This window comes from Ruixingdingia sedimenti (assembly GCF_031432425.1).
Taxonomy (GTDB): domain Bacteria; phylum Pseudomonadota; class Alphaproteobacteria; order Rhodobacterales; family Rhodobacteraceae; genus Ruixingdingia; species Ruixingdingia sedimenti.
The window spans coordinates 37,744-49,554 of sequence record NZ_JAVKPH010000005.1; the positions used below are offsets into that span (position 1 = coordinate 37,744).

Below are 11,811 nucleotides of genomic sequence, written 5' to 3' on the forward strand. Positions count from 1 at the left end.
TGCGGGCCGCCTGCCGGGCGGGCCCCCGCCCGGGCCCGATCCTGAAAGGCTGTCCATGACCCAGACGCTTGCCGCGCTGACCCAGGCCCTGCTTTCCGCCGCCCGCAGGGCGGGGGCGGATGACGCCGATGCCATCGCCGTGTCGGGCACGGCGCTGTCGATCGACGTGCGGCAGGGGCGGCTGGAACAGGCGGAACGGTCCGAAGGGGTGGAAATCGGCCTGCGCGTGCTGGTGGGGCGGCGGCAGGCCTGCGTGTCGGCATCCGACATCTCGGACCGCACGCTGGCGGTGCTGGCCGAACGCGCCGTGGCGATGGCGCGCGAGGCGCCGGAGGATCCGACCGCCGGATTGGCCGACCCCGCGATGGTCCTGCGCGATGCCGATGCCCGGGGGCTGGACCTCGACGACCCAGCCCCCGAACCCACCGCCGCCGCGCTGGAGGATGATGCGCGCCGGGCAGAGGCCGCGGCGCTGGCGCGGGCGGGGATTTCGCAGGTGGATCAGGCCTCGGCCAGCTACAGCCGGCGGATGCTGCATCTGGCGGCGACGAACGGGTTTTCGGGCGGCTATGCGCGCACCTCGCGCGCGGTGTCCTGCGTGGCGATCACCGGCGAGGGCACGGCGATGGAACGCGACTGGGCGGGGGAATCGCGCATTTTCCAGGCCGACCTGCCCTCGCCCGAAGAGGTGGGGGCGCTGGCCGCCGAACGCACGCTGGCCCGCGCCGGCGCGCGCAAGCCGCCGACCGGGGCCTTTCCGGTGCTTTACGACGAACGGGTGGCGGCGACGCTGATCGGCCATCTGCTGGGGGCGGTGAACGGCACCGCCATCGCGCGCGGGGCCAGCTGGCTGCGCGATGCCCTGGGCACGGCCGTCCTGCCACCCGGCCTGACGCTGACCGAGGACCCGCACCGCCCCCGCATCGGCGGCTCGCGCCCCTTCGACGCCGAGGGGCTGGCGACGCGCCGGCGCGACATCGTGGCGGACGGAGTGCTGACCGGCTGGGTGCTGGATCTGGCGACGGCGCGCAAGCTGGGGCTGGAAACCACCGCGAACGCGACGCGCGGGACATCCTCGCCGCCTTCGCCGGGGGTGTCGAATATCGCGCTGACGCAAGGCACCGCGACGCGCGACGACCTGATCCGCGACATGGGCCGGGGGCTGCTGGTGACATCGCTCATCGGATCGTCCATCAACCCGACCACGGGGGATTATTCGCGCGGCGCCTCGGGCTTCTGGGTCGAGGGCGGGCAGATCATGTACCCCGTCAACGAATGCACCATCGCGGGGAACCTGCGCGAGATGCTGTTGCGGATCACCCCGGCCAATGACGCGCGCGACCACCTCTCGATCCGGGTGCCGAGCCTGCTGGTCGAAGGGCTGACCCTTGCCGGCGCGTGACCTGCCGCTGCTGACCGATGCGGTGCGCGCGGCGGGCGAGGTCGCGCTGCGCTACTGGCGCAGGAAACCGCGCGCCTGGGACAAGCCCGATGGCGCGGGCCCGGTGACGGAGGCCGACCTGGCCGTCAACGCCGCGCTGGAGGAAACCCTGCGCCCGGCGCGCCCCGATTACGGCTGGCTGTCCGAGGAAAGCCCCGACAGCGCCGCGCGGCTGGCGGCGCCGGCGGTCTTCGTGCTGGACCCGATCGACGGCACCCGCGCCTTCATGGCGGGGGAAGAGGGCTTTGCCATCGCGCTCGCCGTGGTGGCGCAGGGCCGGGTGACGGCGGGGGCGGTCTATCTGCCCGCGCTCGACCGGCTCTATGCCGCGGCAGAGGACGGGGCGGCGACGCTGAACGGTGCGCCGATCCGCGCCAGCGCCGCGGCGGAACCCGAGGGCGCCCGCGTGCTGACCACGGCCGGAAACATGGCCGAAAGCCACTGGCCCGGCGGCGTGCCGCAGCTGCGCCGCGCCTTCCGCCCCGCGCTCGCCTGGCGCATCTGCCTGGTGGCCGAGGGGCGGTTCGACGGCACGATCACCTTCCGCGACGCCTGGGAATGGGACATCGCCGCGGCCAGCCTGATCGCCGCCCGCGCCGGCGCCCGCGTGACCGACGCCGCGGGCGCGCCGCTGCGCTTCAACGCGCCGCGCCCGCAGGCCCCGGGCCTGATCGCCGCGCCCCCGGCGCTGCATGCGGCGCTGATGGCCCGGGCGCGGGGCTGACCCGGCGTTGCGCGGGTGGATGGGGCAGGGCCGGGGGCCAGCCCCCGGACCCCCGGGATATTTAGGGACAGAAAATGAGCAGGGCCGGATCTGGACAGCCCCTGTTCATTTTCTGTCCCCAAATATCCCCGCCGGAGGCCCCCCGACCTGTCCACCGGCACCACCGCCGGGCGTTCAGTTCCCCAGCTTGGCATGCACCTCGTCGAGGTCCACCTCGGCCTTGGGGAACTTGTTGTCCGGGTCGTCGAAGTCGTATTTGAACAGCTGGAAATCGCGCTTGTAGATTTCCCATACCAGATGGCGCGAGAGGTCGTCGAAATAGGCGCTGACGGGATGGGCGCGCTTGGGTCCGTGGCCCTCGCTTTCGTTGAAGCGGGGGATCTTCTTGAGGTCCACCTTCACCGGCGTCTTCACCTGTTTGAGCACATGGGCCATGCCCTCGTCGAACTTCTCGGTGAAGAAGATGTGGTCATAGCGCCCGCCGTTCACGATATAGGTCGAGATATGCCCCGCCATCGCCGACCAGTGGATGTCGGGCTCCATCGGCTTGCGGAAGCGGATGGTGTCGCGCGCGAACAGCAGGAACCGGCGGAAGCTGGCGATCTGGTCGAACTCGAAGCCGTTTTCCGGGCTGCCCACGTCGATCCCGTATTTCTGCGCCAGCTGCGGCACCAGATTGCCGCGATAGCGTTTGCCGTTGCGCTGGATGCCGGCGATCTTGTCGAAGAAGGACGACAGGATCCGCGCATAGGGGTTGCGCACGCAGGTGAAGGCATAGGACTTGTGCGCCTTCACGTTCGCCTCGATCAGCGGCTGGCTGTCGGCCTGCGCCCATTTGTGCAGCCCTTCGGTGGAATCGTGGATGTCGCCATCGAAGAACCGGCCGTGATCCGAGAAGTACATGATCTGCCCGATGGTCGAGCAGGCGCATTTCGGCACCACGCGGTAGACGAGGCTTTCGCTTTCCGTCATCCATGTCCCGGGAAATCCCATCAGCCCTTGCCTCGCATGCTTGCCTGTGCACCTGTGTCACCGCGGCAGAAAAAAGCAAACAATCTCTGGCTTTTCAACGCCCCACAAGGGCATTTAAAGAAACAATGTGGTTCGGAAGGGGTAGAGCGTCCTCGGAATGGCAAAGATCGCGTATATCCTGCTGTGCCACAAGGACCCGGAAGGGATCATCGTGCAGGCCAACCGGCTGACCGCCGGGGGCGATTTCATCGCGATCCACTTCGACGCGCGTGCGAAACCGGCCGATTATGCGCGCATCCAGACCGCGCTGGCCGACAACCCGGCCGTCGCCTTCGCCCGCCAGCGGATCAAATGCGGCTGGGGCGAGTGGAGCCTTGTGCAGGCCACGCTCAACGCCGTCGAGGCGGCGGTGGAGGCATTCCCCGCGGCCACGCATTTCTACATGCTGTCGGGCGACTGCATGTGCATCAAGTCGGCCGAATATGCGCATGAGTTCCTCGACGCCGAGGACTGCGACTATATCGAGAGCTTCGACTTCTTCTCGTCGGAATGGATCAAGACCGGCATCAAGGAAGAACGGCTGATCTATCGCCACTGGTTCAACGAGCGCAACCACAAGAAGCTGTTCTACGCCTCGCTCGCCGCGCAGCAAAGGCTGGGGCTGTCGCGGCGGGTGCCGGCGGATCTTCAGATGATGATCGGCAGCCAGTGGTGGTGCCTGCGCCGGCGCACGATCGAATGGGTGCTGGAATTCTGCGCCAAGCGGCGCGACGTGATGCGGTTCTTCCGCACCACCTGGATCCCGGACGAGACCTTCTTCCAGACCATCGTCCGCCATCTGGTCCCCGAGGCGGAAATCCGCGCCCGGACGCTGACCTTCCTGATGTTCACCGATTACGGGATGCCGGTGACGTTCTACAACGACCATTACGACATGCTGCTGGCGCAGGACTATCTGTTCGCGCGCAAGCTGTCGGCCGATGCGGTGGAACTCAAGGCCAAGCTCGGCGCGCTCTATACCCAGAAGGGGGTGGACTTCCCGATCTCGAACGAGGGGCGGGGGCTGTTCAGGTTCCTGACGGGGCGGGGGCGGATCGGGCGGCGGTATGCGCCGCGGTTCTGGGAAACCGAATCGAGCCTCGGGCGGGAACGCACGCTGATGATCGTGACCTGCAAGAAATGGCATGTCGCCAAGCGGCTGGTGGACCGTGTGCGCGATGTGACCGGGATCCCGGGGGTGCACTACCTGTTCAACGAGGCTGCGACGGCGCTGCCGGACATGGGCGGCATCCAGACCACGCTGGAAAAGCGCACCCGCCACCGCCGCGCGCTGGTGCGGATGCTGTTCGACCATTTCCAGACCGACCGGCTGCTGATCTGCATCGACCCGGCGAATGTGGACCTGATGCAGGATTTCTATGCCGACAAGGCGGTGACGCGGCTGCTGGAAATCGAATGCACCTTCACCGAGGATTACCTTCTGGGCCATGCGCGCCGCGTCGGGCTGGCCAGCGACAGTTCGCCCGCCGATGTGCTGGACCGGGTGTTGCCCACGATCCGCTATGACCTGCGGTTCGAAAGCGACCGGATCCGCGATGCGGATTTCGAGAATTTCCACCGCATCCGCGAGGCCGGCGACATCGAGGCCAACACCGGCCCCCTTGCCCGTTTCCTCGGGATCCCCGAGGATCAGGCCCGCGCCGTCGCGGCGACCGACTACCTGTTCGTGGATTGAGGACCAGATGCCCTACGCCTATGACACCAATAACATCTTCGCCCGGATCCTGCGCGGCGAGATTCCCTGCAACAAGGTGCACGAAACCCCGCACAGCCTCGCCTTCCGCGACATCAATCCGCAGGCGCCGGCGCATGTGCTGGTGATCCCCAAGGGGGCCTATGTCTGCTTCGACCATTTCGCCGCCGAGGCGACCGAGGCCGAGATCGTCGATTTCACCCGTGCCGTGGGCCAGGTCTGCGCGATGCTGGGCGTGACGCCGGGGGCGGACGGGGCGGGGTACCGGCTTCTGGCCAACAGCGGCGGGGATGCGCATCAGGAGGTGCCGCACCTGCACATCCACATCTTCGCCGGCCGCCCGCTCGGCCCCATGCTGGCGCGCGGCTGAGGGCGGCTTGCCTCGCCCCGCCGCGGCGCTATGATGCGCCACCACCGCCTGAGGAGTCACCCATGCCCGCACCCGCCGCCCCCGAGACCGAAATCGTCCGCACCTGGAAGGTCAGCTGCGACGGCGGCGAGGGCGCGTTGGGCCATCCCCGGGTCTGGCTGGCGATCCCCGAGGATACCGGCGTGGTCGAATGCGGCTATTGCGACAAGCGCTATGTCCATGAAAGCGTGGCCGACAAGGTGAAGTGACACCCGGCCGCGCGGCCCGATGTCAGGCGGCGCAGGGGGCATTCTGCCCCCTCTTGGCTGCGCCAATTCACCCCCTGAGGATATTTTCGGACAGAAAGTGAAGAACGGGCGCTTTTCGCACAGGCGCGCCCGTTTCACTTTCTGTCCCCGAATATCCCCGCGCGGCGCGCCGCCGGCCTGTCCGCCGGGCCGGCCGGCGGGGGTGGAAGCGGGGCGGGGATCGTGCGAATACTCGGGCCGGTATCCGGGCAGAGGGGGCGAAGATGGGTTTCGGCAAGGGCGACCACCTGCATCTGATCGACGGATCGGCCTATATCTTCCGCGCCTATCACGCGCTGCCGCCGCTGACGCGCAAATCCGACGGGCTGCCCATCGGGGCGGTCGCCGGGTTCTGCAACATGATCGCCCGCTATGTGGACGGCAACGGCACCTCCTCGGACGCGCCCACGCATGTCGCGGTGATCTTCGACCATTCGTCCAAGACCTTCCGCAACGATCTCTACCCGCTCTACAAGGCCAACCGCCCCGAACTGCCCGAGGACCTGCGCCCGCAGTTCCCCCTGACGCGCGAGGCGAGCCGGGCCTTCAACCTCGCCACCATCGAAGTCGAGGATTTCGAGGCCGACGACATCATCGCCACCCTTGCCCATCAGGCGCGCGATGCGGGCGGGCGGGTGACGATCATCAGTTCCGACAAGGACCTGATGCAGCTGGTGGGCGGCGGGGTCGAGATGCTGGACCCGATGAAGAACCGCCGCATCGGCCCCGACGAGGTGGCGGAAAAGTTCGGCGTCGCCCCCGACCGGGTGGTGGACGTGCAGGCGCTGTCGGGCGATTCGGTCGACAACATTCCCGGCGCGCCGGGGATCGGGGTCAAGACGGCGGCGCTGCTGATCCAGGAATACGGCGACCTCGACACGCTGCTGGCGCGGGCGGGGGAAATCAAGCAACCCAAGCGGCGGCAGGTGCTGCTGGACCATGCCGCGCAGATCCTGATCTCGCGCGATCTGGTGCGGCTGCGCGAGGATGCGCCGCTGCCGATGGGGCTCGGTGATCTGGAGGTGCGCGCGCCGGAGCCGGCAGTGCTTCTGGATTTCCTGACGCGGATGGAATTCCGCACCCTGTCCAAGCGTGTCGCCGGCAAGCTGGGGGTGGAGCCGCCGGCGATCCCCGAACCGCCGGCCGCGCCCGCCACCGCCGGCGCCCCCGCACCGGCGGCAGAGCCCGAGGCGCAGGTCCCCTTCGATCATGCCGCCTATGCCTGCATCACCGATGCCGCCACGCTTGCCGACTGGGTGGCGGAGATCGCCGACAAGGGCTGGGTCGCCATCGACACGGAAACCACCAGCCTTGACGAGATGCGCGCCGAACTGGTGGGCATCTCGCTATGCGTGGAACCCGGGCGCGCGGCCTATATCCCCGTGGGTCATGTCACCGGCGGGGGCGACCTGTTCGGCGCCACCGCGCCGGCCGAGGGGCAGATGCCGCTTGCCGAGGTTCTGGCGATGCTGAAGCCCGTGCTGGAGGATCCGGCGGTGCTGAAGATCGGGCAGAACATGAAATACGACGCCAAGATCTTTGCCCGCCACGGCATCCGCGTCGCGCCCGTCGACGACACCATGCTGATGTCCTATGCCATGCATGCCGGGCTGCACGGGCACGGGATGGATACCCTGTGCGAACAGTACCTCGGCCATATCCCGATCCCGATCAAGACGCTTCTGGGTTCCGGCAAGGCGCAGGTGACGTTCGACCGGGTGGCGGTCTGCGACGCGGTGAAATACGCCGCCGAGGATGCCGATGTCACCCTGCGGCTCTGGCGCAGGTTCAAGCCGCAGTTGCACCGCGCGCATGTGACCACGGTCTACGAGACGCTGGAACGCCCGCTGGTCCCGGTTCTGGCGGCGATGGAGATGGCGGGGATACTGGTCGACCGCGACACGCTGTCGCGCATGTCCAACGCCTTCGCGCAGAAACTGGCGGGGCTGGAGGACGAGATCCACACCATCGCGGGGGAAAAGTTCAACGTGGGCTCGCCCAAGCAGTTGGGCGAGATCCTGTTCGACCGCATCGGCGTGCCGGGGGGCGAGCGTGGCAAGACCGGCGCCTATGCCACCGGCGCGGATGTGCTGGAGGACATCACCACGATGGAGGACAGTCAGCCGCAGGCCGCGCTTCTGGCGGCGCGGGTGCTGGACTGGCGGCAGATCGCCAAGCTGAAATCGACCTATACCGATGCGCTGCAACAGGCGATCAACCCGGAAACCGGGCGGGTGCATACGTCCTATTCCATCGCCGGGGCGAACACCGGGCGGCTGGCCTCGACCGACCCGAACCTGCAGAACATCCCCATCCGCACCGAGGAAGGCCGCCGCATCCGCGAGGCTTTCGTCGCGCCCCCGGGCCGGGTGCTGCTGAGCCTCGACTACAGCCAGATCGAGCTGCGTATCCTGGCCCATATCGCGGGGATCCCGGCGCTGAAACAGGCGTTCCGCGACGGGCTCGACATCCACGCGATGACGGCGTCAGAGATGTTCAACGTGCCGCTCGACCAGATGACGCCGGATATCCGCCGGCAGGCCAAGGCGATCAACTTCGGCGTGATCTACGGCATCTCGGGCTTCGGGCTGGCGCGCAACCTGCGCATCCCGCGGGCAGAGGCGCAGGGCTTCATCGACCGGTATTTCGAACGTTTCCCGGGCATCCGCGAATACATGGACGAAACGATCGCCTTCGCCAAGGCGAACGGCCATGTGCGCACGCTGTTCGGCCGGCGCATCCATACGCCGGAAATCAACGCCAAGGGGCCGGGCGCCGGTTTCGCGCGGCGCGCGGCGATCAACGCGCCCATTCAGGGCACGGCGGCCGACATCATCCGCCGGGCGATGGTGCGCATGCCCGCGGCGCTGGACGGGCTGCCGGTGAGCATGCTGTTGCAGGTGCACGACGAACTGCTGTTCGAGGTCGACGCAGGCGCGGTGGACGAAACCATCGCCCGCGCCCGCGCGGTGATGGAGGGCGCAGCCGATCCGGCGGTGGCGCTGGACGTGTCGCTGGTGGTCGAGGCCGGGCAGGGGCCGAACTGGTCGGCGGCGCATTAAGGGACATTTGTCGCGCCGCCGGGCCGGGCGGGGGCGTCACCGGGGATGGTGAGGTCAGGCCCACCGGGTAGGCCGGCACCCGCCGGGGCAACCCTACCCGCAGGACGTGGCGGAGGCATGCGCCTTCGCCGGCCAGAGCGAAGGGGCCGGATGACCATCCATCCTAAGGCCGGTCGAACAGCGCCGTCAGCTGCGCGGCCTCTTCCTCGATCCCGTAGGGCGGCTGGATCACGAACATCCCCGACCCGATCATCCCGTGCCCGGGCCGCGCCGGGGGGAAGCCCACCTCGTGGTGCAGCGCGCCGGGAAAGGCGCCGGTCAGCGCCCGGACCATGGCCCGGTGCAGGCCCGTGGTCAGGACAGGATACCACAGCGCCAGCACACCCACGTTCCACTTGCGGTGGATCGTTTCGAGGAACTTCGGGATGGTGGCGTAATCGGTTTTCACCTCATAGCTCGGGTCCACCAGCATCAGCCCCCGGCGCGGCGCGGGCGGGCAGACGGCCTGCGCCATCGCGAACCCGTCCTGCTTGCGCACATGCGCCTGCGCGCCCACCTGCGCCATCGCCGCCGTCAGCGCGGCATGTTCCTGCGGGTGCAGTTCCGCCAGATGCATCACGTCGCCGGGCCGCAGCGTCAGCGCCGCCAGCAGGGGCGAGCCCGGATAGGCCGCCGCCCCGTAGCGCGCCCGCACCTCGACCAGCCGCCGCCGGTACGGATGGCCGGGGGCGAACCAGTCCGCCATCCGTTCCACCCCCTGCGCGGCCTCGCCCGTGCGCAGCGCCTCTGCCGCGTCGAGACGATAGAGCGCGCGGCCCGCATGCGTCTCGATATAGCTCAGCGGCTTGTCCTTGCGCGCCAGATAGTCGAGCATCCAGACCAGCAGCGCATGCTTGTGCACGTCGGCCGGATTTCCCGCATGATAGATATGTTGATAGGACAGCATGCCCCGGCCTATACCGCCCCGGCATATCCGGCAAGGGGCGGCGAAGGGGGCTCGACTTCGCGCGCCGCTGCGGCAATATGATGCAGGTGCAGAAACTTCCCTTGCGTCAACCCCGGATCAGGAGGGACGTCCGAATGCGAACCATACCGCCCCGCCCGGGCCCCCGGGCATGACCGCGCCCCCCCGCCTGCGGGTGGATCTGACGGATGTCGCGCTGGCCCGCGACGGACGGCCGGTGTTCGAGGGGCTGAGCCTGACGCTGACCGAACGCCGGGTGGGCGTGATCGGGCGCAACGGGGCGGGCAAGTCGCAGCTGTCGCGGCTGATCGCGGGGCTGGTGCGCCCCGACCGCGGCGAGGTGCGGGTGGACGGGATCGACGTGGCCCGCGACCGCCGCGCCGCGATCCGCAGCGTGGGGATCCTGTTCCAGAACCCCGACCACCAGATCATCTTCCCCACGGTGGACGAGGAACTGGCCTTCGGGCTGACCTCGCTCGGCCTGACGCGGGCCGAGGCGCGGGCGCGCGTGACCGCCACGCTGGCGCGGTTCGGGCGGCAGGACTGGGCGGGGCGCAACGTGCAGACGCTGTCGCAGGGGCAGCGGCATCTGCTGTGCCTGATGGCGGTGCTGGCGATGGAACCGGCGACGATCCTGCTGGACGAACCCTTCGCGGGGCTCGACCTCGCCACCGAACTGATGCTGAACGCGATCCTGTCGGCGCTGCCGCAAAGGCTGATCCATGTGACCCATGACCTGGGTGCGCTGGCGGGCTACGACCGGGTGGTCTGGCTCGACGCGGGGCGGATCGTGGGCGATGGCGCCCCCGCGGCGGTGATCGCCGCCTACCGGGCCGAGATGGCGGAAAGGGCGCGCCATGCTGGCACTGAGTTCTGACATCCCCACCTGGGCGCATCGCCTGCCCGCCGGGCGGAAATTCGCGGCGCTGTTCGGGGCGAGCCTTGCCATCGCCCTTGCCCGCAGCCTGCCGGTGCAGGGCGCGATCCTTGTGGCGGCGGTGGCGCTGTATCTTTCCTGCGGCCCCGCCTTCGCCCGCGCGGGCCTGCGCGCGCTGCGCGGGCTCGCGGTGATCGCCGCGCTGATCGGCGCCTGGCACTGGCTGATGGGCGCGCCCGAAACCGCGGCGCTGATCGTGCTGCGGCTGCTGTCGGCCGTGGCGCTGGCCAATTTCGTCACCATGACCACGCGGCTGGAAGAGATCACCGCGCTGGTCGACCGCGCATTGGCCGCCCTGCGCACCCCCGCGGTGCTGCGACGGCGGCTGGCGCTGGCCATCGCGCTGACGATCCGGTTCGTCCCGGTCCTGTCCGACAAGGCCACCCGCCTGACCGAGGCCTGGCGCGCGCGGTCGCCCCGCCGCGCCTCGTTCAGGATCGTGCTGCCGATGGCGATCATGGCCATCGACGATGCCGAACAGGTCGCCGAAGCCCTGCGCGCCCGCGGCGGCGTGTAACCCCCATCCATCCCAACGGAGATACGCATGGAACGTTCGATCGCCCTCATCGCCCTCTTCGCCGCGCTCATCGGCGCGCTGGCCCTTCTGCCCGGGCTCACGCTCGGTTTCGGCGTGCCGATCACGGCGCAGACGCTGGGCGTGATGCTCTGCGGTACGGTGCTCGGCGCGCGCAAGGGGGCGCTGGCGGTGCTGCTCTACCTGCTGCTGATCGCCATCGGCCTGCCGATCGCGGCGAACGGCGGCGCGGGCCTCGGCGTCTTTGCCCGGCCGAGCGTGGGCTACCTGGTCGGCTTCCCCGTCGGCGCCTTCGTGATCGGCCTGGTGTCGAGCCGCTTTGCCAACCCCATGGGCTTCTGGCCGGCGACGCTGGCGGCGCTGGTCGGCGGGCTGGTGGTGATCAACGTCTTCGGTATCATCGGGATGTGGATCAAGCTCGACGTGACGCTGCCTGTCGCCATCGGCTATGCCGCGCCCTTCATGCCGGGCGACGTGATCAAGGCGGTGGCCGCCGGCGCGATCACCGCGGCGCTGTGGAAGGCGCGCCCGGGTCTGGCGGCGCAGCGCGGCTGACGAGATCCGGCCCCCGGCGCGCGCGGACAGCGTGGCGCCGGGGGCCAGCCCCCGGACCCCCGGGATATTTAAGGACAGAAAGTGGACGGGCCGGGTTTCGGGCCGCCCTGTCCACTTTCTGTCCAGCAAATATCCCCGCCGGAGGCCGCCGCCCTTTCCACCCGCACTGCCGCCGGGCGGCAGGCAAAGCAAAGGGCCGCTGCCTGCGCAG

11 protein-coding genes are annotated in these 11,811 nt (G+C 69.1%); 9 read left to right on the forward strand and 2 right to left on the reverse strand.

The genetic code is table 11. The annotated features are described in order from the left end of the window. The first annotated feature begins 55 nt into the window (after positions 1-55). Together RGD00_RS06110 and RGD00_RS06115 are read left to right on the forward strand one after the other, a co-directional pair. Positions 56-1,402, forward strand: coding sequence for a TldD/PmbA family protein (locus RGD00_RS06110; protein WP_310456416.1), 1,347 nt, complete (start codon positions 56-58; stop codon positions 1,400-1,402). Next, positions 1,389-2,165, forward strand: a complete 777-nt coding sequence (locus RGD00_RS06115) for a 3'(2'),5'-bisphosphate nucleotidase CysQ (RefSeq protein ID WP_310456417.1) — start codon at positions 1,389-1,391, stop codon at positions 2,163-2,165. Before RGD00_RS06110 ends, RGD00_RS06115 begins: the two co-directional genes overlap by 14 nt. A 174-nt stretch (positions 2,166-2,339) precedes the next feature. On the opposite strand, the gene RGD00_RS06120 is transcribed toward RGD00_RS06115, so the two are convergent. Then, a complete protein-coding gene (locus RGD00_RS06120; protein ID WP_310456418.1) occupies positions 2,340-3,158 on the reverse strand; it encodes a sulfotransferase family protein in 819 nt (272 codons plus the stop codon). Positions 3,159-3,294: 136 nt separating this feature from the next. Here RGD00_RS06120 and RGD00_RS06125 point away from each other — a divergent pair, with 136 nt between their 5' ends. The 4 genes from RGD00_RS06125 (at position 3,295) to polA (ending at position 8,609) form a co-directional block, all read left to right on the forward strand. Then, positions 3,295-4,872, forward strand: a complete 1,578-nt coding sequence (locus RGD00_RS06125) for a DUF5928 domain-containing protein (protein ID WP_310456419.1) — start codon at positions 3,295-3,297, stop codon at positions 4,870-4,872. A 7-nt stretch (positions 4,873-4,879) separates the two neighbouring features. Further along, positions 4,880-5,260: an HIT domain-containing protein gene (locus RGD00_RS06130; RefSeq protein WP_310456420.1), complete on the forward strand. Its 381-nt coding sequence runs from the start codon at positions 4,880-4,882 to the stop codon at positions 5,258-5,260. A 62-nt stretch (positions 5,261-5,322) separates the two neighbouring features. Beyond that, a complete protein-coding gene (locus tag RGD00_RS06135; protein ID WP_310456421.1) occupies positions 5,323-5,508 on the forward strand; it encodes a zinc-finger domain-containing protein in 186 nt (61 codons plus the stop codon). Between the two features lie 263 nt (positions 5,509-5,771). Beyond that, positions 5,772-8,609, forward strand: coding sequence for a DNA polymerase I (gene polA, locus RGD00_RS06140; protein ID WP_310456422.1), 2,838 nt, complete (start codon positions 5,772-5,774; stop codon positions 8,607-8,609). 163 nt (positions 8,610-8,772) lie between these two features. On the opposite strand, the gene RGD00_RS06145 is transcribed toward polA, so the two are convergent. Next, the gene (locus tag RGD00_RS06145; protein ID WP_310456423.1) at positions 8,773-9,555 is read right to left on the reverse strand and encodes a 23S rRNA (adenine(2030)-N(6))-methyltransferase RlmJ; all 783 of its coding nucleotides are present in this window, start codon (positions 9,553-9,555) and stop codon (positions 8,773-8,775) included. Between the two features lie 169 nt (positions 9,556-9,724). On the opposite strand from RGD00_RS06145, the gene RGD00_RS06150 reads away from it, so the two are divergent. Genes RGD00_RS06150 through RGD00_RS06160 form a run of 3 tightly spaced genes read left to right on the forward strand, consistent with a single transcriptional unit; the run spans position 9,725 to position 11,600 of the window. Further along, on the forward strand, positions 9,725-10,450 hold the full coding sequence (locus RGD00_RS06150; protein ID WP_310456424.1) for an energy-coupling factor ABC transporter ATP-binding protein: 726 nt from the start codon (positions 9,725-9,727) through the stop codon (positions 10,448-10,450). After that, positions 10,431-11,027, forward strand: coding sequence for an energy-coupling factor transporter transmembrane component T family protein (locus tag RGD00_RS06155; RefSeq protein WP_310456425.1), 597 nt, complete (start codon positions 10,431-10,433; stop codon positions 11,025-11,027). Before RGD00_RS06150 ends, RGD00_RS06155 begins: the two co-directional genes overlap by 20 nt. A 27-nt stretch (positions 11,028-11,054) precedes the next feature. Then, positions 11,055-11,600: a biotin transporter BioY gene (locus tag RGD00_RS06160; protein ID WP_310456426.1), complete on the forward strand. Its 546-nt coding sequence runs from the start codon at positions 11,055-11,057 to the stop codon at positions 11,598-11,600. Positions 11,601-11,811 lie beyond the last annotated feature (211 nt).

Coding starts and splice junctions, on each gene's coding strand:
- RGD00_RS06110 (WP_310456416.1), top strand. CDS start 56: ATGACCCAGACGCTTGCCGCGCTGACCCAGGCCCTGCTTTCCGCCGCC.
- RGD00_RS06120 (WP_310456418.1), bottom strand. CDS start 3,158: ATGGGATTTCCCGGGACATGGATGACGGAAAGCGAAAGCCTCGTCTAC.
- RGD00_RS06125 (WP_310456419.1), top strand. CDS start 3,295: ATGGCAAAGATCGCGTATATCCTGCTGTGCCACAAGGACCCGGAAGGG.
- RGD00_RS06130 (WP_310456420.1), top strand. CDS start 4,880: ATGCCCTACGCCTATGACACCAATAACATCTTCGCCCGGATCCTGCGC.
- RGD00_RS06135 (WP_310456421.1), top strand. CDS start 5,323: ATGCCCGCACCCGCCGCCCCCGAGACCGAAATCGTCCGCACCTGGAAG.
- polA (WP_310456422.1), top strand. CDS start 5,772: ATGGGTTTCGGCAAGGGCGACCACCTGCATCTGATCGACGGATCGGCC.
- RGD00_RS06145 (WP_310456423.1), bottom strand. CDS start 9,555: ATGCTGTCCTATCAACATATCTATCATGCGGGAAATCCGGCCGACGTG.
- RGD00_RS06150 (WP_310456424.1), top strand. CDS start 9,725: ATGACCGCGCCCCCCCGCCTGCGGGTGGATCTGACGGATGTCGCGCTG.
- RGD00_RS06155 (WP_310456425.1), top strand. CDS start 10,431: ATGCTGGCACTGAGTTCTGACATCCCCACCTGGGCGCATCGCCTGCCC.
- RGD00_RS06160 (WP_310456426.1), top strand. CDS start 11,055: ATGGAACGTTCGATCGCCCTCATCGCCCTCTTCGCCGCGCTCATCGGC.